This is a genomic window from Arthrobacter sp. 2RAF6 (assembly GCF_052115205.1).
GTDB lineage: Bacteria > Actinomycetota > Actinomycetes > Actinomycetales > Micrococcaceae > Arthrobacter.
In genome coordinates this window covers 1-26443 of record NZ_JBFRGF010000057.1, presented here as the reverse complement: position 1 = coordinate 26443, position 26443 = coordinate 1, and the positions used below count along the sequence as shown (strand labels likewise).

Sequence of the window (26443 nt, the reverse complement as noted above, 5' to 3'; positions counted from 1 at the left end):
CGTGGATCTATGGAAAAGTTGCACCTACGAGATGCCTCTCGGATTGGTTAAACGGAGTTCTAGACAAACCCCATTTTTCCCGATCCGACAGGCATTCTCCGTTTAACCCGCCGCTACGACCTCAACCCGACCGGTGGATCGAGGCTTAGCCGGAGCTGCAGTAAAGCTAGATCGCTGACCGGAAGAACAACTCCGCCACCGTGGCCAGGTGGCGCGGGTCTTCAACGCCGCATAGCTCGCGTGCCGAGTGCATCGACAGAAGGGGCACGCCGACGTCGACCGTCCGGATCCCCAGGCGGGTCGCCGTCAGCGGACCGATGGTAGAGCCGCACGGGACGTCGTTGTTGGAGACGAACTCTTGGTAGGGGATGGCCGCCTCGCCGCAGAGCCGGGCCCAGAATGCCGCGCCGGTGGCGTCCGTGGCGTAGCGCTGGTTGGCGTTGATCTTGAGAAGTGGTCCGCCGTTGAGGATGGGCCGGTTGGCGGGATCGTGCCGCTCGGGGTAGTTGGGGTGGACGGCGTGGCCGGCATCCGCGGAAACACAGAACGACGCCGACAACGCCTGGCGCCGTTCGCTCACTGTGGCGCCGAATCCGTCGGAGATCCGGGTGAGGATGTCTTCGAGGATGGGTCCACAGGCGCCGGAGCGCGAGGCGGAGCCGATTTCTTCGTGGTCGAAGGCAGCCAGGACCGCGATGGGGCCGCCGGTCGGCGCAGCTTCGGCGTGCGCAATGAGTGCCGCAAGCCCGGCGTGGGTCGAGGAGAGGTTGTCGAGACGTCCTGAAGCGAAGAACTCGCCTTTGGCACCGAACCGCTCAGGCGCCTGGGTGTCCGCGACGACGATGTCATAGCCGCCGATCTGGGCGGGATCCACGGAAGCCCCGGCCACGGAATCCGCCAGGATTGCCAGGACGTCCGCGGAATCGGGATCGCCGAGGCCGAACACCGGGTTCATGTGCTGTTGCTTGTCGAGCGTGAGGCCGTCATTAACGGCCCGGTCCAGGTGGATGGCCAACTGCGGAAAGCGCAGGAGCGGTCCGGTAGCTGTAAGGTGCTGGGTGCCGTCCAGCATAACGATCCGCCCCGCGAGCCGAAGCTCACGGTCCAGCCAGGAGTTCAACAAAGGGCCGCCGTAGACCTCAACGCCGGCCTGGAGCCAGCCGAACTTGCCTGTCGTCGGCTTGGGCTTGAGCTTGAAGGACGGAGAATCCGTGTGGGCGCCAAGGATGTTGAACGCCGTAGTCGGAGTTGCGCCTTCGGGCGTCACCCAAGCAATGAGGGCGCCATCCCGGATCACGTAGAACCTACCAACCCCGCCCTCCCATTGCTGAAGTTCATCAAGGGCCGTGAAACCGGTCGCATCGAGCCGGCCCGCGGCCTCGTTGACAGCGTGGAAGCTCGACGGCGATGCGCTCACATATGCGCCAAGGTCCTGGATGTGTTCTGCAGCGGAGTTCGAAGGCATGGCTCCGAGTCTAGCCCCGGCCGCGGATGACATGGCCCCGGTTCGGCGACGCCCAAACGGACCAATGACCACTGCATCCAGGCATCCCCGGTCCGTTTGCGCGACGTGAGGCAGGATCCGCGTCGCTAGTAATCCGGGTTGCTCGGGATCACGAGTCCTGTTTCGTACGCGTAGACCACCACTTGCACCCGGTCCCGCAAGTGCAGCTTGGTGAGGATCCGCCGGACGTGGGTCTTGACCGTGGCCTCGGACAGAAAGAACTTGTGGGCGATTTCCGCGTTGGACAGCCCTGCCGCGATAGCTTCCAGCATCTCGGTTTCGCGGGGCGTCAATTCTTCGAGCAGCGGATCGCGGGGCTGGGCTGTGGCCTGGCCGGGCATGCGACCCCCGCGGACGTAGGTTTCCAGGAGCCGCTGGGTGACCCTCGGAGCCACCACGGCGTCGCCGCTGGCCACAAGCCGGACGCCCTGGACCAACTCGGCAGGCGCAACATCCTTGAGCAGGAAGGCGGAAGCCCCTGCCTGCAGGCCGGAGAAGGCATATTCATCCAGGTCGAAAGTTGTCAGGATGATGATCCTGGCCTTGGATGGCGAGGCCGTGATCCGCCGTGTGGCTTCGATTCCATCCACGGCAGGCATCCGGACGTCCATGAGCACCACGTCCGGTTCCAGCTCCTCAACTTTCCGCACCGCTTCGGCGCCGTCGGAGGCTTCGCCCACTACCTCGAGGTCGTCTTCGCCTTCGAGGATGAGCCGAAATCCCATGCGCAGCAGGGGCTGGTCATCCACCAGCAGAACCCTGATGGGAGCATTGTCAGTCATGATTTCCCCTTGTCGCCATTCCAGTTCAGCTCCGCGTGGACGCGCCACCCGCCGTGTATTCCAGGACCGGCATCCACGGTTCCAGCATAAATTCCCGCACGTTCACGCATTCCCGCGATGCCCTGGCCCGTTCCCAAGACCGCCTCTTCGGTGCCCGCATCCCGCGAGCCCCGGCCGTCGTCGAGCACTTCAATGGTGACCGAGTCGTTCTCCCGCACGATCCTCACATCCACGTGGCTCAACGAGCGCCCGTACCTGAGGACGTTGGTCAGGGATTCCTGCACGATCCGGTAGACGGTGAGCTGGAAAGCCGGATCTTCAGGAAGAGCCGGACCCGTGTGTGAATAGTGCAACGGCAGCCCCGCCGTCCGGAATCCATCGAGCAGCTTGCTCAGGTCGTGACCGGAAACCAACGGCTCCAAAGGCGCCGGGCGGGCCGAGTCGTCCCGCAGCACGCCGAGGACGCGGCGCATGTCAGCCAGCGCAGTCCTGCCGGTGCGGGACAGTTCGCCAAGCACCTCTCCCGCGCGCTCCGGATCCTTCTTGACCACGACGGCGGCGCCGTCCGAGAGGCTGATCATGACCGTCAGGGAATGGGCCACGACGTCGTGCATCTCCCGGGCGATCCGGTTGCGTTCGGTGACGGAACCCAAGCGGGCCGTGCGTGCTGCCCAGGCCCTGATTTCGCTCTCGTGCTCACGCCGCTGCCGCACCGAAATGCCGATGCCGGTGGCGATCAGGTTGGACAACAAAATGCTGACCGCGGCGGCGATGTTGCTGATGAGGTGGAAATTCTCCGGAATCGCCTCTCCGTTGGAGGGGGTCGCCGGGCTGGTCCACATGAACAGATACACGAGGGTCAGCGGCAGGCTCGCCGCCCCGAACACCGTCAACGCGAATCTCCGGGTCCTCGCCACGGCCACGGCGTACAGCGCGAACCACAATCCCGCGGAGACGTTCGAACCCCAGGGATTCAGCAACGTCACGGCCACTTCGAGGACGGCAACGGCCGCAGTGACACTGAGCGGATTGCGGCGTCGGAGGAACAGGATGGCTGCAATGGCAACGAGCAGCAGGGCGGCGAACCACTTGCCATCCACGATGCAGCTGATGAACGTGGGCAGTGCGAGCAGCGAATAGCAAAGCACTACCATCGCGTCCATGAGCCGCGGGTGCTCAAAGAGATAGCGGCGGATCCTGCCACGGCGGCGCAGCGTGATTTCAGCAAAGGACGCGTCGGCCACGTGGGCCGACGCGTCCTGTGCTGGCAATTCTTCACTCATGGCTTGAGCCTAGTGGCCTTGCCTGGAGCGGGTGTCCCCGGATCGCGAATCAGACGATCGCGGATCAGACGTCGCGCTTCTTGAGCACAATGAGGGCAGGAACCATGAACAAGATGACGTAGCCAAGGAACACGAGGCCGCCCGCCCACGGATCCAGGGTGCCGTCTACGTGGCCGATCGACAAGAAGCGACCGCCGGCCTCACTGGGGAGGTACTGGGGGACGTACTTCCAGAAGTCTCCCGGTGCGAGGCCGAGGAACTGGCCGGCGAACGGGAGGACGAACATGATGCCCACCAGGACAGTGATGCCGCCGGCCGGGTTCTTCAGCAGTGTTCCGAGCGAGAGGCCGATCAGCGCGACCCCGGAAACGTAAAGGCCGCCGGTGAAAACGCTGTAGAGGACACCGTCCGTGTTCCATCCGAGGTCAAGGCCAAAGTTGGCGAACATGGGCGACGCCAACAGGAAGGTCACGACGCCGGCCACGACCGAAAGGACATAGGAGACGACAACCAAGACCACGGCTTTGGCGCCGAAGGTGGAGAGCCGTCCCGGAGCCGCGTTCATGGTTGACCGGATCATGCCGGTGGCGTACTCAGAGGCAATGAAGAGTACGGCCAGGGAACCCATGACGAGGATGCCGATGTTGAGTCCTGCGTTCGGCAGGTTGTAAAGATCGAACCCCGATCCAGGCGGGAAGGAGGCTACGGCTTGCTGCACCGATTCCTTATGACCCTGCCGGCCGACTTCGACCATCTGGTTGATGAAGTTCCAGCGGACAAGGGCGGACAGCAGTCCGATGCCGACGATGGCCACGAAGGTCAAGACCAACAGGAGCTTGGTGCTCATGAGGGTCCGGAACTTGATGGATTCGGAGTTCAGTATCCGGAGGAAATTGACGCCACCGGTCCCGGCTGACGGGACCGCATGTTTCTTGTTGATGGTGGTGCTCATGACTGGATCCCTTCCATGGTGGCAGCGGACGTGGCGCCGACGCCGGCGGGGCTTCCGTCCAGAGGCCCGCCTGGTGCTGCCGGTCCACCGGTGATGTGCGAGTGGTATTCCACCTCGTCCTTGGTCAGCTGGAAGTAGGCCTCTTCCAGCGACGACGTGAGCGGAGTGAGCTCGTAAACCAGTACCCGGTTGTCGAGGGCGAGCTCGGCGATGCGGAGCGGCTCCACTCCGTACACTTCCAGGGTTTCACGTTCGTTCTGCTCCACCCGGACACCGTCGCGGGCCAGCAACTCGGACAAGCGCGTTGTCTCCGAGGTGCGGACCAAAGTGCGCTTGCGGGACTGGCTCTCAATCAGTGCATCCACCGTGGTGTCCGCAATGATCCTGCCGCGACCGATCACTATGAGGTGGTCCGCGGTCTGGGCCATCTCGGACATGAGGTGGCTGGAAATGAAGATGGTCTTGCCCTGGCTTGCCAGGTAGCGTGCAAGGTTCCTGACCCACTGGACGCCCTCGGGATCCAGTCCGTTGACCGGTTCGTCGAGGATGAGCGTCTGGGGATCACCCAGGAGTGCGTTGGCGATGCCAAGCCGCTGGCCCATGCCGAGGGAGAACCCTCCTGCCTTCTTCTTGGCAACCGCGGTGAGGCCCGTCATCTCTATGACTTCCTCAACGCGCGAGTTCGGAATCCCGTGGGTTGCGGCCATCGCGCGCAAGTGGTTGTACGCGCTGCGGCTCGTGTGGACCGCCTTGGCATCGAGCAAGGCACCCACTTCGTGCAGCGGCGCCTTGAGCTGCGAGTAGTGACGGCCGTTGACGGTGACATCGCCCGACGTCGGACGGTCGAGCCCCATGATCATGCGCATGGTGGTGGACTTGCCGGCGCCGTTCGGGCCAAGGAAGCCCGTGACTTTCCCGGGCTGTACGGTAAAGCTGATTCCGTCGACGGCAGTCTTTGCGCCGTAGACCTTCCTCAAGCCTGTTGCCTCAATCATGGAAGCGTTCCCTCCGCTTGCTGCAGCTATGTGGTGACTGTAGGTACAACGCTAGCCACCGGCACGGCGGAATTCGCCGGTCTCAGGGATGATTCAGGGGCCGGTCAGGGTAGTCCCTATGGATGATGCCGGCCGCGGCGGGGTCTTCCCGACACTGGGAAAGCACTAGGAAAGCGGTGAATACACCCGCAGCGCCCGGCGCTTCACGGTGAACTCCGCGATCCGCACACCAGGCAACGGCTCGCCGTCGACCGCAATCACGAGTGGTTCTCCGATCGCTTCGATGCTGAGCTCCGCAGCCTCACTGAGGTGGGTCACCTTGGATGTACCCACGGTTCCGGTGACGATCGCCCACAGCAGACGCAGCCGCGCAAAAGGTTCATCGGCCGTGACCATGCGGATGTCAAGGACCCCATCGTCAAGCACGGGCCGCGTCAATGGCGCCAGGTCCCGGGGGTAGTAGCGGCCGCGCCCCAAATAGAGGATCCACAGCTTGTGGCGCACCCCGTTGATCAGGAGAGTGGTGGGGGTTGCCGCCCCGAAGGTGCGCAGTCCCGCAACAAGCCCCGCGAGGGGTTTCCCCAAGGCGGGCTGCAGCCGTTCGCGTCGCCGCACCAGGTTGGGGTAAACGCCGACGCTTGCCGTATTGAGCATGATGAGCTCAGTGGTCTCGCCCTTGCCATCGATGCCGCGGCCCGCGCTCACATGACCCAGGTCCGTCCAGGCTGCCGCTCCCGTTTTGGCGGCTTTGAGGGCCCCTTCGAGGGACCGCGCGTCCACGTCGCGTGCGAAATGGTTGAGCGTTCCGCCCGGCAGTACCAGCAAGGGCAGGTCGTGCTCGACGGCGGCCGCCGCGGCTGTGCCGACAGTTCCGTCGCCGCCCCACACACCCAAGGCCTTCGTCCCGGGCCGCCCTGCTGTGGCACGGATTTCGGCAGCCACATCATCGCCGTCGGAAATCAGGCGAATATGCGATTTGGGGAATATCTCCAGAAGCTGCGTCTCAGTATCCGGTGAGTAGGAGCCGCCAAGGGCGTTGACCGCAATACTTAGCCCCTCACCGTCGCCGACTGCAGGCGCGTCAGCCGGTGAACGGTCCGTGGCCGGGACTGGAGGTCTGGCGGGCCACCACTTTCGCGTCAGCAGGGCGGCTCCGGCGCCGATCGCCGAGCCGAGCACGACGTCGGAGGGCCAGTGGGCGCCTGTATGGACCCTGGAATACGCCACACCCGCCGCAACAGGAGCCAAAACTGCACCAAGGCGGGGATTCACCAGCGCGACGCCAAGAGTGAATGCGACGGCAGACGCCGAATGGCCGGAAGGCATCGAGGAGCTCGTGGGCTGCGGGTTGACAAAGCGGAAAGCCGGAAGGAGCTCGGGCAACGGCCGCGTCCGCGGAAGAAGCGTCTTGAAACCGAGATTGGTGACCGCCGAAGCAACGCCAAGGGCCAGGAGTCCGTGGATCGCTGCGTTGCGGGACTTACCCGGAAATGCCGCGCAAACGCCAGCGACGGCGAACCAGAGCTTGCCCTTGGTAGCGGCCTCCGAGAGGCTTTTCCAGACGGCGTCATGCGGGCCCTCCGGCCACCGCGAAACGGCACGGACAACAGCACGATCGAGCCGCGCCGCGCTTCTTACGTCCCAATGCTCCCATCGCAGCATGCTTCGCATCCCACCAGACTATCGGCGGTGTGGTTAGGATGGGGGATAGTGAGGGTCGTTCTTCCCCGCAAGCGCGTCGCAAGCGGCACCCAGGCAGAACGTCACATAGGGTAAACCATCAGGTAGTACTCGGCATGCTCCAAGACAGTGACCATAGTCTTCGGGCATGCTCTCAAAGCCTCAACTCATCAACAGCGGCATCGGGGTGGCCGTCATCGGCATTGCCGCCGGCGCCTTCTTCGTGCTGAACGGTGTGCCGCAAACGGCCACCGACACCACCGCCCGCACCGTCGCGGTCAGCGCAGCGGACCTCGCCGCCGTCTCGACAGCGAGCGGAAACGTCTCGCCCGCAAGCACGACGGTCATCAACGCCCAGAACTGCACCGGGCCCATCGCCACGGTCTCCGCCGTAACCGGTCAGCAGGTCACGGCCGGGCAGGTGCTGGTCACCATTGATCCGACGAACGCCCAGAACGCCCTGGCCGTTGCCCAGGCCCAGCTGGATTCCGCCGCGGCGCAGGCAAACCAACAGCAGGCCTCAGCCAACAACCAAGTAGCTTCGGCGAACCAGAGCCTGGCCAACGCCCAGCAAACGGCCAATCTGGACGCGAGCCAGCAAGCCAGTGCCGTTGCCGCCGCCCAGACAGCCGTGAACAATGACAATGCGACTGTCGCTGCGGCTCAGACCACTGCCAGTGCCCAGCCCAGCAGCCAACCGGCGCAGAACGCGCTCAGCACGGCACAGGCCCAGCTGGCGAAGGACAACCAAGCACTGACCCAGGCAGCCAACCAGCAAGCCAGCTCGGCCCTCAAGGACAAAGAGCAGATCGCCTCGGCCGCGACGGCCCTCAATTCCGCCCAGAGCGGCGGAGGCGCGACGTCCAACACCACGTCTGCCCAGATTGCAGTCGACACTGCAACCAAGAACCTGGCGTCCTGCTCACTCGCGGCCCCGGTTTCAGGAACTGTCACCGCCGTGAACGCTGTGGTCGGAGGCAACGCCGGAAGCAGCTCCGGTTCCTCCGGTTCCGGCTCTTCCGGAGCTTCCGGCTCCTCGAGCAGCACTTCCACAAGCGCCGCGAGCACATCGTCCTCGGGACTGATCACCATCAGCGACACCGCCCACCTGCAGGTCATCGCGAACTTCGCCGAATCCGACATTGCCGCCATGAAGACCGGCGACTCGGCCACCTTCACCTTCCCGGCACTCAAGACCGACCCCTCCGCGGCACCCGTCACCGGTACCATCACGGCAATCGCCCAGAACGCCACAACCACCAACAACGTGGTCAGCTACCCCGTGACGATCTCCATCAAGAACCCACCGGCCGCCCTTCGGCTCGGCCAGAGCGCAAACATCTCCGTGACCACGGCAACCGCCAAGAACGCGTTGACAGTGCCCTCCCTGGCCATCACCACCACGGGAACCAAGCAGACCGTCAACGTGATGAAGAGCGGGACAACGACGGCGGTGACTATCACCACCGGGATCACGGACAACGGCCGCACCCAGGTGCTCACCGGACTCAGTGCGGGCGATCAGATTGAACTCCCGGCCATCTCCTCCACCCTGGACACCACCGGCACTACCGGACGGACCGGGACGGGCGGACTTGGCGGTACGGGCGGATTCGGAGGCACAGGCGGCGCCGGAGTTACGGGCGGTACCGGAGTTACGGGCGGTACCGGTGGCACACGCGGAAATGGCGGGTAAGCAGCCGTGAACGACGCTGTCATCCAACTGGACTCCGTGAGCAAAATCTATGGCAAAGGGGAGGCCGAAGTACGGGCACTTGATTCCGTCAGCATCTCCATTGACCGAGGCGACTTCGTGGCCATCATCGGCGCCTCGGGCTCCGGAAAGTCCACCATGATGAACATCATCGGTTGCCTCGACGGCGCCACCGAGGGGACTTATCACCTGGACGGCATCGATACCGGGACCCTGGACGAATTCCAGCTCGCGCAGATCCGCAACCGGAAAATCGGCTTCGTCTTCCAGAACTTCAACCTGATACCGCGCACGCGGGCCGTGGACAACGTCTCCATGCCGCTCGCCTACGCAAAGGTGCACCGCAAGGCACGGCGCGAGCGGGCCTTGGAAGTGCTCGATTCAGTGGGATTGGCGGAACGGGCCGACCACAAGCCTTCACAGCTCTCCGGTGGACAACAACAGCGTGTTGCCATCGCCCGGGCGCTCGTGACCAACCCGGTGCTGCTGTTGGCCGACGAGCCTACGGGAGCCTTGGACACCAAGTCCTCGCACGAAATCCTGGATCTCTTCGAGTCCTTGCACGCCAACGGCCGGACCATCGTGATGATCACCCACGAGGCGGACGTCGCGGCGCGGGCCAACCGCGTAGTTCGGTTCCAAGACGGGCACATCATTGAAGACCACCGGATCCGCGCCGTTAATGCGCATCCTTTACCGACGGCGGTGCCGGCATGATGATCGCCGAATCCGTTCGCTTCGCCCTGACCGGGGTGATGGCCAACAAGATGCGCTCCATCCTCACCACCCTGGGCATCTTGATCGGCATCGCCTCCGTCATCATCCTGCTGGCCGTGGGCGCCGGAACCTCCAACGCCATCAAGGCCCAGATCGGCAAGCTGGGGACCAACGTGCTTAGCGTGAGCCGCCAGACGACGGCGGGCGGCCGCTCGGCGGGCGGCGGACAGGCCGTCACCGGTCCGCGGTCCCGTGGCACCAACCTCACGCTCCAGGACATGGCCGCGCTGACAGATCCCGTCATGGCCCCCGACGTCGCCGCGACGGCACCGGTGGTCACGGCACAGAACGTTACGGGTACTTACCAGGACGCAACCCACGCGGTCGCAACGTTCGTCGGGACCACGCCGTCGTACTTTTCCATTTCGAACGACACGCTCGCGGCGGGGTCCTACTTCAGCGACGGTGACGCCAGCAGCGGCACCGCAGTGGCCGTGATCGGCAATACCGTTGCGCAGGACCTCGTGGGCAGCTCGGTGAACTCGGCCGTGGGGCAGACGATCGCCCTCAATGGCCAGAACTTCGTGGTCTCCGGCGTCCTGTCCCAAAAGGGGTCCTCGGGCCTCAACGATCCGGACGACATTGTGGTGATCCCCTACAGTGCGGCCCAGGACAAGTTCACCGGATACTCGCCGTCGCTTGCCTCCATCACTGTCCAGGCGAAGTCAGCGGACGTGATGAACCAGGCCCAGAACGAGGTTCAGATGATCCTCGATGCCAGGCACAACGTCACCTCCGCCAACCGTGACTATCAAGTGCGGAACCAGGCGCAGATCCTCACAACGGCCACCACCACCACGGCCACGCTGACCATCCTCTTGGGTGCCGTGGCCGGCATTTCGCTCCTGGTGGGCGGAATCGGCGTCATGAACATCATGCTCGTCACGGTCACCGAACGTACTCGCGAAATCGGCATCCGCAAGGCGATCGGAGCCTCGCGGGGCAGCATCGTGAGCCAGTTCCTGATCGAATCGCTCATCATTTCGCTGATCGGCGGGATCCTGGGAATAGCCGCGGGCTACATCGGAAGCGCCTTCCCCTTGCTCGGAACGCAACCCGAAGTCCAGTGGTGGACCGTGTGGCTGTCGTTCCTGGTGTCCGCCGCGATCGGCCTGATTTTCGGAATCTACCCGGCCAACAAGGCGGCGAAACTCCGGCCCATCGACGCCCTGCGGTACGAATAACCGCCCACAGTCCTACTCCAAGCAACTAAAAGAAAAAACAGCCAACAGGAGATCCACAAATGTCCTATTCAGCACCGGAGCCCGGCCCCGCAAACCAGCCGGAGCCCCAGCAGCCGTACACCCAACAGCCCCACGCAGGACAGCCGACCGCGGTCCTGCAGGCCACTGGCCAGGAACCCACCGGGCAGGGCTGGGGCCAACCCCAGACGCCGGAGCCGTTCGCGCCCAAGAAGCGCTTCAAGATGGGTCGCCTGACGCAGATCCTCCTTGCCGTGCTGCTGGTCGCCGTCGGGTTCTTTGCCGGCGTCGGCGTCACTAAGGCAATGGACGCGGGCCAGGCCCGTCCCGGCCGCGGCCAGTTCCAGAACTTCAACGGCCAGGGCGGTCAGGGCCGGAACCGGCAGAGCGGCGCACCCACCAACGGGGCATCGCCGAGCGCTGTTCCTTCGGCACCCGCCACCTCAGCCCCGTAACCACCCAACTGACTAGCAGTTGTTGTCGTTTTGACGCGTCATAACGACAACAACTGCTAGTCAGTTGTCTTTAACCAGGGGTTTCGCGGCGCCGGCGAGCCACAGGGCAATCAGGATCGGCGCACCGATGGCAAGCAGGGCCATGTGGATTCCGGTGTGGTCGCCCAAGTATCCCAGGAGCGGCGGGCCGGCTAGAAACGCCACATAACCGATTGTCGAGACCACCGAGACGCGGGCGGCTGCGTGTTTCGGATCATCGGCAGCAGCGGACATGCCCATGGGGAAGGCCAAGGCCGCGCCGATACCCCAAAGGGCCGCGCCCACCCCGGCAAGGACGAGGTTGCCCGCGAAGACGAAGAGGGCCAGGCCAACTGCTGCGGCGGCCATGCTGACCCGCAGTACGGCTACGCGTCCGAACCTGTCGATCGCGCGGCCGCCAAGGAAACGCATCAAGGTCATCGCCGCCACGAAGAGCGCAAACAATAGGGCGCCCGTCGATTCGGTGGTATTCAGGCCATCCACGGAGGCCTTGGCGATCCAGTCGTTTCCGGCGCCTTCCGTGAGGGTTGCTCCGAGCACCACCACACCGATCAAGAGGGTGCGGGAGTCCCGCCAGGCCGATGGATCCTTGACAGCGGGCATGCCGCCGTCGGGCATTGCTCCTGTGGTTTCGTGGGGCATGAAGTAGCGCGGCGCCGTCAACGTGAGAAGAACCACGACGCCGGCAATGACCAGCAAGTGCTCCGGTAGTCCGACGCCGATCTCGGAAAGCCACGCACCAATCAGCGCACCCACAAAGGCGCCCCCGCTAAAAGCGGCGTGGAACTGCGGCATGATGGTGCGCCCGAGCCGGTGTTCGACGTCGGCCCCTTCGATATTCTGCGACACATCCCACAGGCCGACCCCCACACCGAAGAAAAACAGCGCCAGCGCGGTGGCGGCCACAGACCCGGCCATCAAGGAGAACGCGATAGCCGCTCCGGCGGAGGCGGCCAGCAGTCCGGCGGAGCGGACGGTATTGGCCGTACCGATCCTGCCCACAACCCAGCCCGCGGACGGCAGCGCCACAAGGGACCCGACGGCGGTACACAGCAGGAGGGTGCCCATCTGTCCGGACGTCAGATGCAGGGTCTGGGTGACGGCGGGTATGCGTGCCGCCCAGCTGGCAAAGACCAGCCCGTTCATGCCGAAGACCAGGAAAGTTGCAATTGCCGCGGCTTTGACGTTTGGAGTGGTTCGGGTGCTGGTGGTCATACGGTCACAACTTCCACGGAGAAACTTTAAGTCCAGAAATGACCATTTAGTCATTTGACTTTATCAAATGGTCTCGTGAGTCAGCCTTGGAGGTCGCCCTGTGCGCCGGGGGAGTCGGCCGGAAGTCAGCGCGCCCGCTCTACCCGGGACTCATCCCAGACGGGCTCGGCGGACTCGTAGACTTTGCCGTCCGATCCGAAGACGAGGAAACGGTCGAAGGATTTCGCGAACCAGCGATCGTGCGTAACCGCCAGGACGGTGCCTTCGAACGCGTCGATGGCACGCTCCAAGGCTTCGCCCGAGTGCAGGTCCAGGTTGTCGGTGGGCTCGTCCAGGAGCAGGAGCGTGGCGCCGGACAGCTGGAGGAGCAGGATCTGGAAGCGCGCCTGCTGCCCGCCGGAAAGCGACTCGTACTTCTGCTCGGCAGAGCCCACCAGTCCGTAGGAGTCGAGCGCCCCGGAAGCAGCCTCGCGGCCAAGCCCGGAACGATGTTCGTCACCCCGGTGCAGGATGTCCAGGAGCGTCCGGCCCAGGAGGTCCGGACGGGAATGGGTCTGCGCGAAGAATCCGGGACGGATCCTGGCACCCAGCTTGACGGTTCCTTCGTGCGGAACCTCAGCGATTTCGACGTCCGAAACGGGCAAATGCTCTCGCTCCGGGTCAGTGCCGCCGGCAGCGAGAAGCCGCAGGAAGTGGCTCTTGCCCGAACCATTGGAACCGAGCACGCCCACGCGGTCCCCGAACCAGATCTCAGTGGAAAACGGCTTCATGAGGCCCGTGAGCTCAAGCTTTTCAGCCACCACGGCGCGTTTGGCCGTCCGGCCTCCCTTGAGGCGCATATGCACGTTCTGCTCCAGCGGCAGCGCTTCGGGCGGCCCGGCCTCCAGGAACTTGGCGAGCCGCGTCTGGGCTGCCTGGTATTTGTTGGCCATGTCCGAGCGGAATGCGGCCTTGGTCTTGTACATGATGACGAGTTCCTTGAGCTTCAGGTGTTCCTCGTCCCAGCGCTTGCGCAGTTCCTCGAATCGCGCGTTGCGGTCGATACGCGCATCCACATAGGTGCCGAATCCACCACCGTGCACCCAGGCGCCGGCACCGTTGATGCCGGGTTCTAGGGTCACGATGCGGCCCGCGGCGTTGTTGAGCAGCTCGCGGTCGTGGCTGATGAAGAAAACCGTCTTCTTGGATTCGTTGAGCTTGCTTTCGAGCCAACGCTTGCCCGGGACGTCGAGGTAGTTGTCCGGTTCGTCGAGCAGCAGGAGCTGATCCGGTCCGGAGAACAGTGCCTCAAGCACCAGCCGCTTCTGCTCGCCGCCCGAAAGGCTCGACGCCGGACGGTGCTGTGCGCGGTCAAAGGGGATGCCGAGTGCGGCCATGCAGACCTCGTCCCAGACGGTCTCGACGTCGTACCCTCCGGCGTCTCCCCAGTCCACGATCGCTTGGGCGTACCGCATCTGGGTGGGCTCGTCGTCGTGCTCCATCATGGCGAGCTCGGCGTCCTCGACCGCCTTCGCGGCCGCGGCGAGGGCCGGCGGCGCGGCTGAAACGAGCAGGTCACGCACGGTGGATTCATCGCGGACCTGCCCGACGAACTGTCGCATGATGCCCATGGTGCCGGAACGGCCCACCACTCCTTCATCAGGCGTGAGATCGCCGGCGATGATCTTGAACAGGGTGGTCTTTCCCGTTCCGTTGGGCCCGATCAGGGCTGTTTTGCTGCCGTCCGGGACTTTGAAGGTCACACCGTTGAGCAGCTGGGTGCCGTCGGAGAGGAAGTAGTCGATGCCTGAAACGTCAATATGGGCCACTGCCCAATCTTCCCACGGACCGCGGGGACTCCTTAGTCGCTCACTCAGGCCGACAGTTCGGCGGTCACGTCACCGGTGAGATAGCGCTGGATTGTCGGCCCCAGCGCTTGGACGACGACGGCGTGGGGCGCCGAAGCGATCGGCTCGAGTTTGATCAGGTAACGGGTCAGGATGAGTCCGGAAAGCTGCGATGCCACCAGGTTTCCGCGCCACGATGCCTCCTCGACCGGCACCCCAAGGCCGGCCAGAAGGGGATTGATGGCCCGGTTGAGGATGAACTCGCGGACCAGCGCGGCGCTCCACTCGTGTTGCATCGCCGTCCGCAGGACCGCGACGCCGGCCGGACCCGCGGGGGAGTCCCACACGGTCAGGAAGCGCGTCACCAGATTCTCCCCGACGCCTTCCCGTGGCCCGCTCAGAACAGCCGATACGTGGTCCTTGGGGTCCACGGGTGATTCGAGCGCAGCCATGAACAGCTGCTCCTTGGTGCCGAAATGATGGTTGATCATGGATGGATCCACGCCGGCCTCGGCCGCGATGGCCCGGACTGTTGCGGCGTCATATCCTTTGCGGCTGAACTGTTCGCGGGCCGCACGGAGAACCGCATCCCGGCTGCTCACCTGTCCCGGGCGGCGACCCCTGTTCACACCGGTTTCCGGTTCACGGCGGGCTTCCGGCGCGCAAAGTCCGGGGCGTGCTCCGGCCGCGGCCCGAAGGCGATCATGAGGGCTGGAAGTTTCCCGAACCAGGGAGCGTGGCGGACGACAAAGACCACCGGACCCGGCGGGCCCACCAACTGCCCTTTCACTGCGGGGCCGAAGACCGCCTTCTGGATGAGGAGCTGCACATTCTGGATCACCACTGTGGGAAACCAGCGCCGCTTCTGCACCGAGGCGAGATCCGCCTCGCCAAGGGTGCCCTGAAGCAAAGGACGGGCGATGCGCTGGGCCGCGGCGACGGCGTCCTGGATGGCCAGGTTGATCCCCACACCGCCTGCGGGAGACATCGCGTGGGCGGCGTCTCCGATGAGGAGGAGGCCTGGTTTGTGCCATGGCTTGATCCGGTTGAGCTTCACATCGAGCAAATGGAGATCGTCCATGGACCTGATTTCATCCACGCGGTCCGCCAGATCCGGGCGGATGCGGGCGACACGTGCACGGAAGCTCTCCACCCCTTCGGCACGCATTTGCGGGTCCTTGCCCTTCTCCGCGATGTAGCCGATCTGGTAGTAGTCCTTGCGGGTCAGGCTGAGGAGCACATCGGTGCCGGAGAAGCGCGGCATGATCGAGGCCAACTGGCCCTGTTCGTCCGCGCGCCGGGAGAGCCTGAACCACCACGTGTCGAACGGCACGGGGAACTCGCGGGGGACCAATCCTGCCTTCTGCCGGAGCACCGAACTACGGCCGTCGCATGCCACCGTCAACGTCGCGCGAAGCTCCCCCGTCCCGGTTTCCTCTCCCGACGCCGCGTCCCGCGTACGGTAGGCCACCCCGGCGACCTTCCCGCCGTCGTCGTACAGCAGATCCGTGGCCTCGGTGTTCATCCGGAGCGTGAAATGCGGCTCTTGCCGTGCGGCGTCCACCAGGAAATTCAAGAGGTCCCACTGCGGAACCATGGCTACGTAATCGTAGGGTGGCTTGAGGCGGTCGAAGTCGACCAGGGTCACTTCCTTGCCGCCCGCGGGGAGTTTGAAATTGCCGAGCTTGCTTTGGGGCAAGGCCCGGAATCCCTCGCCCAGCCCAAGCTCATCCAGGAGTCGGATGGTGGAGGCATGGACGGTGTCGCCGCGGAAGTCGCGCAGGAAGTCGGCATGCTTTTCGAGGACGGTGACGTCGACGCCGGCCCGGGCCAGAAGGAGTCCGAGCATCACCCCGGCCGGACCCCCGCCCGCGATGACGCATGTGGTGCTATCAGACTGGTCCATGGCCACTCCCGGAGTTGAACTACATTCCCGCAACTAATTCAACAAGCGTTGAATTAAGTGTGCCCCCGCCAGGAGGTCGTGTCCAGAGGGTGCCCATCCCCCTCCGACCCTCGCTCACATATATCCCCCTTTCCGGCGACGCCCGCTCACATATAGCGCCGAAATACTGTGCAGCCCAGCCTGCCGTGGTCAGGAACGTTCCGTTACGGGCCGGTGCGGGCCGGGTACGGAGTGTGTGGCAAGTTCGCGATGATCGCTGCGAACAGGACAATGTAGGCAATGAAAAACAGGACCCACAAGATGAACAGGCCGATCCCCACCCAACCGAGGATCTTTCCTTCCTGAGCCGCTACCCCGAATCCCTCGGCTTTCTTCGCCTGCATAATGGCCAAGGGTCCGAAAACAACGCCCAATGAGAAGATTCCGATCACGCCGAACACGGCCGCCAGGCGCGCGTGCCTCATGCCCTCCATGTACCACTGCAACTGCCCCATGCTCACAGGGCGTTGATCGGACGGTGGTGGGTAAGCGGACTGAAATCCTTGCTGCGGCATCGACATGGGTTCCCCTTGCTGTTGCTCTTTAGCGTTGCCTCCCAGCAGAAGGCACGGCGTGACAGCCTGAGGATACGTCCATCCAGAGAACAAACACCAGCGGTCTGCGGACGGCTCAGCCGGCCGCGGTCAGGAACGATTTGAGCAGCGGGCCGCTGGTTGTCGCACCGAGGCCGCCGTCTTCCACGAACACTGCCACCGCCAGATCTCCGTGCACTGCAACGATCCAGGCGTGCGTCTTGGGCGGGTTGTCGTTTCCGAATTCGGCCGTCCCCGTCTTCGCGCCCACGGGCGCCCCCGGCACCGACGCGAGGAAACCGGCGTGGCCGGAGGTCACCACGGCCCTCATCATGTCGCCCAGCGCGGCTGCCTCCGCCGGGGTGACCGGCTTGTCGGACGCCGGCGCGGCGGGAGACGCCGGCGCGGCGGGGGACGCCGACGACGACGGCGAGCCGGACGCCGTCGGAGTGGCACCCGCGGAGGGGGAGACTGCGCCGGGGTTCAGGACAAGTTGCGGCGACACGGGCGCGCCGTGGGCCACCGAGGCGGCCATGATGGCCGCGGCGAGCGGGGAAAGCAACACTTTGCCCTGGCCGATCATCGAAGCTGCGTGCTCGGTGCCGTCAGCGTTTCCCGGTACCGAGCCCAGGAAGGCGTCGGCCCCCAACTTCGGGGCTTGGACTGCCAATCCCAATGAAGTTGCCGCAGATTCGAGCTGGGCCTGGCTGACCTTGTCCCGGGAACTGATGAAGGCAGTGTTACACGAATGCGCAAAAGCGTCCCGCAAAGGAACGGCGCCGAGCGACGACGCCGGATACCCTTCGGCGTTCTTGAAGGTCCGGCCGTCCACCGTAATTGTCGGCGTGCATTCAACCTTGGAATCCGGCGTCATTCCATTGCGGATCAAGGCAAGGGAATCAACGATCTTGAACGTGGAACCCGGAGCGTACTGGCCCAGCATTGCCGTGTTGTAGCCGTTGCTTCCAGGGCCGGAGGCCGCTGCGAGGACGGCGCCGGTGGAGGGGCGGAGCGCCACTATGGCCGAGGCCGGGCCAACGACCGCCAAGGTGTCTTCGGCGAGCTGCTGCAAGCGCGGATCCAGGGTGGTCTTCAACGGATCGCCGGGCTTCGTATCGACGGAAAAAAGCACTCGGCGGGGATCGGGCTTCGCGGCCTTGATCTGGTCGTCGGTCATGCCCTGCGGGCGGACCTTGATGGAGACCCCGTCCTGGCCACGCAGCTGGCTGTCGTATTGTTCCTCAAGGCCGCCGGTCCCGACGACGTCTCCGGCCTTAAGGCCACCCCCGGCCTTTTGGATCTGTTCGGCGCTTGCCTCGGCGACGGTGCCCAACACGGCACGGGCGAAGGTACGTGTCCGTGCCAAAGGCAGGGAATCAGGAATGCCACGGGCACCCGGAATCGCAGCAATCTGCTGGTCAGTGATCGTCCGGCCGTCCTGACGCAAGGTGATGGCGCTGACGAAAGCCTGCGGGCCGGATGCCTGGACCTGTTTCACATACGCGGCTTCGTCCACTCCGACCAGTTGCGCGAGCTTCGCCGCCGAAGCTGCAGGATCCGCGGATCCGATCGTGGTCTTGTCGATGCCGACGTAAACCACGGGACGGTAGCTGATCAATTTGGCGTCCCCGGCACCAAGGATTTCCGCCCTGGCCGGAGGAGTGACCGTTTTGTCCAGGACTTCGCCGTCCTTCAGGTCCGGCTCCAGGAGTGTCGTCGTCCACTGGACGGCCCATTTGTCGCCCGATTTCTTCAGTGCGGCCTGGGAGGTGTACTTCCACTCCGCGGTTCCGATCTTCCACGTGAAGTTGAGCGGGACCGACGCTTTGTCGCCGTCGAGCTTCACCGCGCCGCTTTCAACGGAAGGCTTGGCCGGATCAAGGGCCGCAAACACAGACTTGAGCTGCTCATTTGCCGCTGCGGCATCTTTGCCGTCAACGGCGAGCGATCCGACGTCGAGCGCTGCGAGGGACGACGCGAGCTGCTTGGCCGCACCCTCCGCCCCCGAGCGGCCGTCATCACAAGCGGCCAGCGAACCGGCAATCATCAGGGCGGCAAGCCCCAGGACAAGATTCTTGGTTTTCCCCATTTGCGCCATTATGCCTTCTTGGGCCGACAGGAATGATACAAATCACAGCACGTTGCGCTTTTGTGATGGTTCCGGCGCGCGAATCCTATTGGCTCCGGATGATCCTGCGCTGGGTTGCCACCGCGATGGCCGCCGTCCGGTTGTCGACGCCCAGCTTGCCGTAAATGTGCACCAAATGGGTCTTGACCGTGGCCTCGGAAATGAAGAGTTGCTTCGCCATCGCGCGGTTGCTCATCCCGGTGGCGAGGAGCTCCACGAGTTGGACTTCACGCGCACTCAGGGCGTCCACCGGATTGCGAATCCGTCCCATGAGCCGCGCGGCAACCTCGGGCGCAAGGGCCGTCTGACCCGCTGCGGCAGACACCACGGCCTGCCGGATTTGCTCGGGTGGCGCGTCTTTGAGCATGTATCCGCTAGCACCGGCTTCTACTGCGGCGAGGATGTCGGCGTCGTTGTCATACGTGGTCAGGATCAGGACCGGCGGCGGGGGAGTTCCGGCTTCACCGGCTTTGATCTTGCCGGTGGCGGTAACCCCGTCCATCCCCGAGCCCATTTGCAAGTCCATGAGGACCACGTCCACGGGTTCGCCGAGGGTGTGGAGCTTCGACAGTTCCGCCAATGCAGCTCCGCCGTCGGCCGCTTCCGCCACCACTTGGACGCCTTCGAAGTCGGCAAGCATGGCGCGGAGCCCCGCACGGACCACGGGATGATCGTCAACGAGCAAGACCCTGATGTTGTTGGTCATGGGGATGCCTCCAAAGTTGGGTTGCCAGTACCCAGCGGCAGCCGGATTGCCACCACGGTTCCCTCACCGGGAGCAGACTCGACGTCGAGCGTTCCATTCAGGGCCGCGAGCCGCTCGCGCAGGCTTTTGAGCCCGACGCCGGTTCCGTCGCCACGGATTTCCGCGGCAGCGGCCGCTGCGGGATCGAACCCCGCGCCGTCGTCGAACACGTCCATGGTCACCTCGGCGTCCAGGAAGGAAAGGGTGACGACGGCGGTGCTCGCCCGGGAATGCGCCCACACGTTCGCCAGGGAAGACTGAGCCGCCCGCAACAGGGTGGTCTGGTAAGGGTTGGGAAGCGCCACCGGCGTGCCCTGGAGCTCGAAGCGGCAACGCAACGTGGCTCCACGTGCGGCGGCCTCGGCCTCGGTCTTGGTGCACAGGCGCCGGAGGGTGTCTGCCAGGGTGGATTCGGCCAACTCCGGGGACCCGAGTCCGCGGACAAAATTGCGGGCCTCCGCCAGGTTGCTGGCTGCTGTCTCCCGGACTGTCCTGAGGCGGTCGCGGGCCGCGGCGTTGTCACCGGCGTCGAGGGCTTTCTCCACCGAGCGCCCCATCAGGACGATGCTCGAGAATCCCTGCGCCAGGGTGTCGTGGATTTCGCGGGCGAGTCTTTCGCGCTCAGCCAGCACGCCGGCGTCGTGCTGGCTGCGTGACAGCTCGGCCCGGGTGCGGCGCAATTCCTCAGCGGCGAGTCGTTGGTTCTCTGCCTCGACGTACAGCGCCCGATACGCCAGGCCGGTGACAACCGCGAAGGCCGCCCCGAAAACAGGCCCGAGGACCATGGCAAGTTGCAAAGCATCCGCCCCGGCACCACGGTTATGGAACCACATGGCCGCGATCAGGAGTGCGGTGCTGGCAGCTATGGCTGGCAGGGCGAACCGCCGGGGCAAGACATGCAGCTGCAGGAAGAACAACGGGAAAGCTATCCAAGCAAAGTCCGGACTGATGAGCATGAGCAGCAACCACAGGAAACCAACGACGGCGAGCCACCAGCGCGCGTATGACTTCGGATCGAAACGCTCAGGATTGCCGGCGTGCCTTTTTTCGAGAACCGTCCCCACGAGGTAGACGGCGGCCAGTAGCAGCGCAAGACCGAGGCCGGAACCGGTGGCGAACGGGGAAAGTCCCGCGACCGCAAGCCTGAGGACCGCCACCAATAGAAGCACCGCAAAACCGACGTGCAGGCTGACGCGCAGGACGCGCAATATCACGGCGGAGCCGCTGGGCTGCGCCGGCCCGCTGGGCTGCGCCGAGCCGCTGGGCTGCGCCGGCCCGCTGGGCTGCGCCGGCCCGCTGGGCTGCGCCGGGGCTTGCGGCGAATCGTCTGCCTGCATGCCCTCCAGCGTAGCCTCGCCCGCCGACACTTTTACCCCGGTTCCGCGGTATTCGGGCCCAATCAACCAAACGGTTGATCCGCGGGTCAACCAAGGCGATCGGATGAGTCCATCCACTTCCCGATGTTGCACGCGTCCAATGCCCGGAGAGTTGAAACAGGATCAAAAGATCGCCTCCGAACCAAAGGAATTCCATGTTTCTCGCAGTGCGCGATATCCGCTTCGCCAAAGGCCGCTTCGCCCTCATGGGAAGCGTCGTCGCCCTCATCACACTCCTCCTCGTCATGCTCTCCGGGCTGACCGCGGGCCTCGGCAACCAGTCGACGTCGGCCATTGCAGACCTTCCAGCGCAGCAAATCGCCTTCGGCGCGCCCGCCGGGAGCGAGGCCAAGGCGTCTTATACGGAATCGGAAGTCTCCAACCAACAGCTCGAAGCTTGGCGGAACCGGCCCGGTGTTGCTTCTGCCGAAGCCGTCGGTATCAGCCAGACGCGGTTTCAGTCCCTGGATTCCTCCAACAATGCTTCGGGCACTGCCAACGTCGCGGTCTTCGGGGCCGACGGCGGGATCTCGCCGGTGGCGGTAAAAGAAGGCGAGGTGGTGGTCGGGGAGTCCTTGGCGAAGGAACTCTCTCTGAATACCGGGACCCGGGTAACCGTGGGCGGTACCATCCTGACGGTTTCCGCCGTTACCCAGGACGAGTGGTATTCGCACACCGGAGTCGTCTGGACTTCCCTGCCTACCTGGCGGAAGCTGGCACATATTCCTGTCGGGGAATCCATCGGAACGGTTCTCGCCGTGACGTACGACGCCGGGGCCTCCGTGGACGTCGCTGTAGCCAATGCGGCGGCCGGCACTGTCAGTGCCACTCCCAGTGGCTCGTTCCAGGCCCTCGGCTCCTACAAGAGCGAAAACGGCTCCCTGATGCTGATGCAGGCTTTCCTCTACGGCATCTCGGCTCTTGTCATCGTGGCTTTCCTGACCGTCTGGACTGTTCAGCGCACACGCGACATCGCGGTGCTCAAAGCCATGGGTGCATCGTCCGGCTACGTAGTGCGGGACGCGCTGGTCCAAGCCGGAATCGTCTTGCTCGCCGGGGCGGGACTGGGTGGCGGCCTTGGCGTTCTGGGCGGCTTCTTCGCTGCCAAGGCGGCCCCGTTCCTAGTAACTCCGCTGACTACGCTCGTCCCGATTGCCGGGATCGTGATCCTAGGCCTTGGCGGTGCAGCGGTTGCCGTACGCAGCATCACCCGAGTGGATCCGCTGATCGCCCTCGGCGGCAACTAAGCCATTTCCGAACAATATTCCACGAAAGGCATATCAATGAATCCCGTACTCAACCTGGTCAACGTCACCCTGGAATACCCCGACGGAGACTCCACCCTCAAGGCCCTGGACGCCGTGGATCTCCGCGTGGACGCCGGCGAATTCTTTTCCCTCGTGGGCCCCTCCGGCTCAGGGAAGTCCTCGCTTCTGGCCGTGGCGGCAACACTGGTCCGGCCAAGCTCGGGGCTCGTCGTGATCGACGGCGCGGATGCCACCGGACTCAAGGACACCGAACTCACTTCCCTGCGCCGGGAAAAAGTCGGCATCATCTTCCAGCAACCCAATCTCCTGCCTTCACTGACCGCCGTCGAGCAGCTGATCATCGGCGACCACCTCCGGGGGAAGCCCACCGCCAAGGCACGCAAGCGCGCCACGGAGCTGCTCGACGTCGTCGGGCTCGGGACTTCGCTCAACAAGCGGCCGCACCAGCTCTCCGGAGGCCAGCGCCAGCGCGTGAACATCGCGAGGGCGCTCATGGGCCAGCCCCGAGTGCTTCTTGTCGACGAGCCGACGGCAGCTTTGGATCACGAGCGCAGTGAATCGATCGTGCGGTTGCTGCGACGGGTCACGGACGAATTCGCGACGGCGACCGTCATGGTCACGCACGACACCGAGTTCCTGCCGCTCACCGATTCGGTCGCAACCATGCGGGACGGACGCCTCGGTTTGGGCGTACCCGTCGGCCCAACTAGTCCCCACCGCCACCCTCGCCTCGCAAGCTCGGCCAGGGAACCCTAGGAGTGCGCTGAATAATCTGCTGGGTTAAGCGCGCCTGTTGGACTTTCGAGACCGGTGATTTAAGACTGGTTTCATGCAGGGTCGTGAGGATGCTCAACGCGGGTATTTGGATGTGGAGGCGCTGGCCGGGGAGTTGTTGGTCCCGGGCAGCGTTTTCGCGTTCCTGGCCGGAAACCGGGGACGGTTGTTTCCGGATTCGATGATGGAGGATCTCTTCCCGTCGGGACGGGGGCGCCCGTCGGTGCCGGCGCCGGTGATCGGCTCGGTCTTGGTGCTCCAGGCATTGCAGGGCCTCTCGGACCGGGAGACCGCGGAAGCGTTGACGTATGACCTGCGGTGGAAAGCCGCGTGTGGTTACGGGCTGAACGAGACCGCGTTCCACCCAACCACCCTGACATATTGGCGTAAACGGCTCGCCGCGAGTTCGAATCCGCATCGGATCATGGACGCGATCACCGAAGTCGTCGCCGAAACCGGGATCCTCAAGGGCCGACGCCGGCGGGCGGTGGATTCCACGGAGCTCGATGACGCAGTCGCCCGGCAGGACACGGTCACGCAGCTGATTGCCGCGATCCGCCGCTTCGGCCGCGACGTGCCCGGCGGCAAGGAGCTCTCTGCCGCTCATGCCACCGGTTATGACTACAGCCGTACCGGCAAACCCGACATTGCCTGGGACGATCCGGACGCGAAGGATTCACTGGTCTCAGCCCTCGTGGCGGACGCACTGGCACTGCTGGCCGCGGTGGATCCGGAGACTCTGGACGGCAAGGCAGCGGATGCGTACGCGCTGCTGGCGCTGGTGGCTGGGCAGGACGTCGAACCCGCGGACGGCTCGGACGGCACCGACGGGCGGTGGCGGATCGCACGGAAGGTCGCCCCTGACCGGGTGATCTCGACCGTGGACACGGAGGCCCGGCATGCTCATAAGACCCGGGAGGACCGCCGGGACGGATACAAGGGGCACATCGTGATCGAACCCGACACGGGTTTGGTGACCGCGGCCGTGCTCACCAAAGCCGCCGGGCAGGGCGCCACCGACGCCGAAGCCTGCGCCGTGCTGCTGGGGCAGGATCCGACGATCACCGGACAGGTTCAGGTGCTGGCGGACTCCGCATACGGGACCGGGGAACTGCTCAGGACCCTGGCCGCAGCGGGACACACGGCGTTGATCAAGCCCAAGCCCCTCGCCACGGCGGTCGAGGGCGGGTTCACGATCGATGACTTCGCTTTTGATGACCAGGCCGGGACACTGACCTGCCCCAACGGGCTGGTAAGAACGATCACCACGAAGGGACGGGCAACGTTCGGCGCAGGCTGCACCGGCTGCCCGTTGCGGTCCCGCTGCACCACCGCAGCCCGAGGCCGGAAGATCGAGCTGCATCCCGAGCACGCGCTGATGCGCGAGCACCGCGCCGCAGCCCGGGACCACGGGTTCCAAGCCGACTACACACGCCACCGGCCCATGGTCGAACGCTCCATCGCATGGCTCGTGAAAGGAAACCGGCGCCTGCGCTACCGCGGGGCCACGAAGAACCATGCCTGGTGGCAGCTGCGGATCGCCGCGGTGAACCTCAAACGCCTCCTGAAGCTCGGACTCACCAACGAAAACGGATCATGGGCCACCGCATAAGACACCGGGCCCGACCCACGCCCGACGCCCGACAAAACAGGCCGCCAGACCCGGCTACAAAGCGCCAAAAGCCCGGCACACCAAAAACGACCCGCCCCCGAAGGTTCCGCCCACGCACACAGGGCCAGCCCGGACCAGCCCCGAAAAGCACTTAGTTCAGCGCACTCCTAGCGGCGTGGGCCCACGCAGTAGTCGTTCTGAGCCCTCAAAACGACACTTACTGCGAGTCAGTTGGCGAAGGCCGGAAGGGTCAGCCCCCGATGAGGGCCTCGTCCTGGGCATCGTCATAGGCGTCGCGGGCCTTGAGAATGCTGGGCACGTGGTCCTCCGCCCAAAGACGCAGTAGGGTCAATGGCTCCAGCAAGGAAGCTCCAAGTTCGGTCAGTTCATAGTCGACGCGCGGGGGCACCTGCGCGTGGACAGTCCGGGTGATGAGACCGTCGCGCTCCAGGGTGCGAAGAGTCTGGGTGAGCACCTTTGGCGTCACCACGTGGACCATCTTGCGAAGCTCGGAAAAACGGATGGGTCCGTCGGCGAGGACCTGGACTACCAACGAGGCCCATTTGTCGCCGATGCGCTGAAAGATCACTCGCGACGGGCAATCAGGGTCGAGGACGTTTGCTGGCAGATCATTGGTATCCATGAGGTAACTAAGTTCCTTTGAAGCTATCAGTATCAATTAGATACTGTTTTCATATTGCAAGGATAGCAACCCAAGGAGAGTCATGAAAATCGCAGTTTACGGCGCAACAGGCATGGTCGGAAGCCAGATCGTCAACGAATCCCTCACCCGCGGCCACGAAGTCACCGCAATCTCCCGCAAGGGCTCAGAGGTTGCTGGAGCGAAGGCCCTCGCCGCCGATCTCGCTGATGGCCAGAGCTTCGCAGAGATCGCCAAAGAGCACGACGCCGTCATTCTCGCCACCGGCCCGAGCCGCACCGGCGGCGACCATGGAGAATGGCTTGCGGCAATGGACACCGCCTACAGCAACGCCGAAGGTACGCGCCTCATGATCGTCGGCGGCGCAGGCACGCTGGAGATCGACGGCGTCCGCCTCCTCGATTTGCCCGACTTCCCTGAGGCCTACAAGGCCGAGGCAACCACGGCGGCCGCAGCTTTCGCCGCCGTCAAAGAAGCTCCCGAGAACCTGGACTGGACCGTACTCGCACCCGCGCCCGTCATCCAGCCTGGCGAACGCACGGGCGTCTACTCCACCGCAAAGGATTCTCCAGCCGGCAACACCATCTCCACCCAGGACTACGCCGTCGCCATGCTGGACGAAATCGAAACTCCGGCCCACCGCCGCGCCCGCTTCACCGCAGCCAACTAAGCCAACGCCCGCTCACATATGACCGACTAGAGCGTGTCTCCTAAATGTTGGCACGGTGGTGAGGGATGCTCGAAGGGTGTCTCGTACTTCTGTTTTGACTGATGGGCAGTGGGCCCGGATTCAGCCGTTGCTGCCTTCGTCCTCGGGCCGGCGTGGAMGGCCGTTTCGGGATGACCGCCGTGTCGTGGAGGGCATCATTTACCGGTTCCGGTGCGGGATCCCGTGGCGCGATGTTCCTGCTGAGTTCGGGCCGTGGCAGACGATCTGGAAGCGCCACCGCCGCTACAGCGGCGACGGCACCTGGGAC

24 protein-coding genes are annotated in these 26443 nt (G+C 64.6%); 9 read left to right on the top strand and 15 right to left on the bottom strand.

Annotated features, from left to right (window positions below; all coding sequences use genetic code 11):
• Nucleotides 1-166: 166 nt before the first annotated feature.
• From AB4Z38_RS24040 to AB4Z38_RS24015, 6 genes are all read right to left on the bottom strand, one after another.
• Entirely contained in the window at nucleotides 167-1465 is a 1299-nt protein-coding gene (locus AB4Z38_RS24040; RefSeq protein ID WP_441432041.1) for a M18 family aminopeptidase, read from the bottom strand.
• 125 nt (nucleotides 1466-1590) lie between these two features.
• A complete protein-coding gene (locus tag AB4Z38_RS24035) occupies nucleotides 1591-2286 on the bottom strand; it encodes a response regulator (RefSeq protein WP_441432040.1) in 696 nt (231 codons plus the stop codon).
• Nucleotides 2283-3569 (bottom strand): sensor histidine kinase, encoded by a 1287-nt coding sequence (locus AB4Z38_RS24030; protein WP_441432039.1) that lies wholly within the window; start codon nucleotides 3567-3569, stop codon nucleotides 2283-2285. The genes AB4Z38_RS24035 and AB4Z38_RS24030 overlap by 4 nt, the downstream gene beginning before the upstream one ends.
• Nucleotides 3570-3633: 64 nt before the next feature.
• Complete coding sequence (locus tag AB4Z38_RS24025; RefSeq protein WP_441432038.1) at nucleotides 3634-4521, bottom strand: ABC transporter permease; 888 nt, start codon at nucleotides 4519-4521, stop codon at nucleotides 3634-3636.
• Nucleotides 4518-5516 carry an ATP-binding cassette domain-containing protein gene (locus AB4Z38_RS24020; protein WP_441432037.1) on the bottom strand — a complete coding sequence of 333 codons (999 nt, stop codon included), beginning with the start codon at nucleotides 5514-5516 and terminating at the stop codon, nucleotides 4518-4520. The genes AB4Z38_RS24025 and AB4Z38_RS24020 overlap by 4 nt, the downstream gene beginning before the upstream one ends.
• Nucleotides 5517-5681: 165 nt before the next feature.
• Complete coding sequence (locus AB4Z38_RS24015; RefSeq protein ID WP_441432036.1) at nucleotides 5682-7187, bottom strand: bifunctional phosphatase PAP2/diacylglycerol kinase family protein; 1506 nt, start codon at nucleotides 7185-7187, stop codon at nucleotides 5682-5684.
• 157 nt (nucleotides 7188-7344) lie between these two features.
• Between AB4Z38_RS24015 and AB4Z38_RS24010 the strand changes: the two genes are divergently transcribed.
• From AB4Z38_RS24010 to AB4Z38_RS23995, 4 genes are read left to right on the top strand one after another with little or no spacing between them, the layout of a single operon-like run.
• On the top strand, nucleotides 7345-8892 hold the full coding sequence (locus tag AB4Z38_RS24010) for an efflux RND transporter periplasmic adaptor subunit (protein WP_441432035.1): 1548 nt from the start codon (nucleotides 7345-7347) through the stop codon (nucleotides 8890-8892).
• Between the two features lie 6 nt (nucleotides 8893-8898).
• Nucleotides 8899-9627 carry an ABC transporter ATP-binding protein gene (locus AB4Z38_RS24005; protein ID WP_441432034.1) on the top strand — a complete coding sequence of 243 codons (729 nt, stop codon included), beginning with the start codon at nucleotides 8899-8901 and terminating at the stop codon, nucleotides 9625-9627.
• Nucleotides 9624-10871 carry an ABC transporter permease gene (locus AB4Z38_RS24000; RefSeq protein ID WP_441432033.1) on the top strand — a complete coding sequence of 416 codons (1248 nt, stop codon included), beginning with the start codon at nucleotides 9624-9626 and terminating at the stop codon, nucleotides 10869-10871. The genes AB4Z38_RS24005 and AB4Z38_RS24000 overlap by 4 nt, the downstream gene beginning before the upstream one ends.
• A 59-nt stretch (nucleotides 10872-10930) precedes the next feature.
• Nucleotides 10931-11344: a hypothetical protein gene (locus AB4Z38_RS23995; protein WP_441432032.1), complete on the top strand. Its 414-nt coding sequence runs from the start codon at nucleotides 10931-10933 to the stop codon at nucleotides 11342-11344.
• A gap of 60 nt (nucleotides 11345-11404) precedes the next feature.
• Here the strand turns inward: AB4Z38_RS23995 and AB4Z38_RS23990 are convergent, their stop codons facing one another.
• From AB4Z38_RS23990 to AB4Z38_RS23955, 8 genes are all read right to left on the bottom strand, one after another.
• Nucleotides 11405-12598: an MFS transporter gene (locus AB4Z38_RS23990; protein WP_441432031.1), complete on the bottom strand. Its 1194-nt coding sequence runs from the start codon at nucleotides 12596-12598 to the stop codon at nucleotides 11405-11407.
• A gap of 125 nt (nucleotides 12599-12723) precedes the next feature.
• The gene (locus AB4Z38_RS23985; RefSeq protein ID WP_364538747.1) at nucleotides 12724-14406 is read right to left on the bottom strand and encodes an ABC-F family ATP-binding cassette domain-containing protein; all 1683 of its coding nucleotides are present in this window, start codon (nucleotides 14404-14406) and stop codon (nucleotides 12724-12726) included.
• A 44-nt stretch (nucleotides 14407-14450) separates the two neighbouring features.
• The gene (locus AB4Z38_RS23980; RefSeq protein WP_441432030.1) at nucleotides 14451-15053 is read right to left on the bottom strand and encodes a TetR/AcrR family transcriptional regulator; all 603 of its coding nucleotides are present in this window, start codon (nucleotides 15051-15053) and stop codon (nucleotides 14451-14453) included.
• Entirely contained in the window at nucleotides 15050-16330 is a 1281-nt protein-coding gene (locus tag AB4Z38_RS23975) for an FAD-dependent oxidoreductase (protein ID WP_441432029.1), read from the bottom strand. Before AB4Z38_RS23975 ends, AB4Z38_RS23980 begins: the two co-directional genes overlap by 4 nt.
• Nucleotides 16331-16533: 203 nt before the next feature.
• Nucleotides 16534-16794 carry a hypothetical protein gene (locus tag AB4Z38_RS23970; RefSeq protein ID WP_441432028.1) on the bottom strand — a complete coding sequence of 87 codons (261 nt, stop codon included), beginning with the start codon at nucleotides 16792-16794 and terminating at the stop codon, nucleotides 16534-16536.
• A 205-nt stretch (nucleotides 16795-16999) separates the two neighbouring features.
• The gene (locus AB4Z38_RS23965; RefSeq protein WP_441432042.1) at nucleotides 17000-18991 is read right to left on the bottom strand and encodes a penicillin-binding transpeptidase domain-containing protein; all 1992 of its coding nucleotides are present in this window, start codon (nucleotides 18989-18991) and stop codon (nucleotides 17000-17002) included.
• An 85-nt stretch (nucleotides 18992-19076) separates the two neighbouring features.
• A complete protein-coding gene (locus tag AB4Z38_RS23960; RefSeq protein ID WP_441432027.1) occupies nucleotides 19077-19736 on the bottom strand; it encodes a response regulator in 660 nt (219 codons plus the stop codon).
• Nucleotides 19733-21112, bottom strand: a complete 1380-nt coding sequence (locus AB4Z38_RS23955; RefSeq protein ID WP_441432026.1) for a sensor histidine kinase — start codon at nucleotides 21110-21112, stop codon at nucleotides 19733-19735. The genes AB4Z38_RS23960 and AB4Z38_RS23955 overlap by 4 nt, the downstream gene beginning before the upstream one ends.
• Before the next feature lie 194 nt (nucleotides 21113-21306).
• Between AB4Z38_RS23955 and AB4Z38_RS23950 the strand changes: the two genes are divergently transcribed.
• From AB4Z38_RS23950 to AB4Z38_RS23940, 3 genes are all read left to right on the top strand, one after another.
• Nucleotides 21307-22398: an ABC transporter permease gene (locus tag AB4Z38_RS23950; RefSeq protein WP_441432025.1), complete on the top strand. Its 1092-nt coding sequence runs from the start codon at nucleotides 21307-21309 to the stop codon at nucleotides 22396-22398.
• A 36-nt stretch (nucleotides 22399-22434) separates the two neighbouring features.
• Nucleotides 22435-23175, top strand: a complete 741-nt coding sequence (locus AB4Z38_RS23945) for an ABC transporter ATP-binding protein (RefSeq protein ID WP_441432024.1) — start codon at nucleotides 22435-22437, stop codon at nucleotides 23173-23175.
• Between the two features lie 73 nt (nucleotides 23176-23248).
• Nucleotides 23249-24805, top strand: coding sequence for an IS1182 family transposase (locus AB4Z38_RS23940; protein ID WP_441432023.1), 1557 nt, complete (start codon nucleotides 23249-23251; stop codon nucleotides 24803-24805).
• A 250-nt stretch (nucleotides 24806-25055) separates the two neighbouring features.
• Here the strand turns inward: AB4Z38_RS23940 and AB4Z38_RS23935 are convergent, their stop codons facing one another.
• The gene (locus AB4Z38_RS23935; RefSeq protein WP_441432022.1) at nucleotides 25056-25448 is read right to left on the bottom strand and encodes a winged helix-turn-helix transcriptional regulator; all 393 of its coding nucleotides are present in this window, start codon (nucleotides 25446-25448) and stop codon (nucleotides 25056-25058) included.
• Nucleotides 25449-25530: 82 nt separating this feature from the next.
• Here AB4Z38_RS23935 and AB4Z38_RS23930 point away from each other — a divergent pair, with 82 nt between their 5' ends.
• Together AB4Z38_RS23930 and AB4Z38_RS23925 are read left to right on the top strand one after the other, a co-directional pair.
• Nucleotides 25531-26136, top strand: coding sequence for an NAD(P)-dependent oxidoreductase (locus AB4Z38_RS23930; RefSeq protein WP_441432021.1), 606 nt, complete (start codon nucleotides 25531-25533; stop codon nucleotides 26134-26136).
• Nucleotides 26137-26212: 76 nt separating this feature from the next.
• A partial coding sequence (locus AB4Z38_RS23925; RefSeq protein WP_441432020.1) for a transposase occupies nucleotides 26213-26443 on the top strand: 231 nt, incomplete at its 3' end.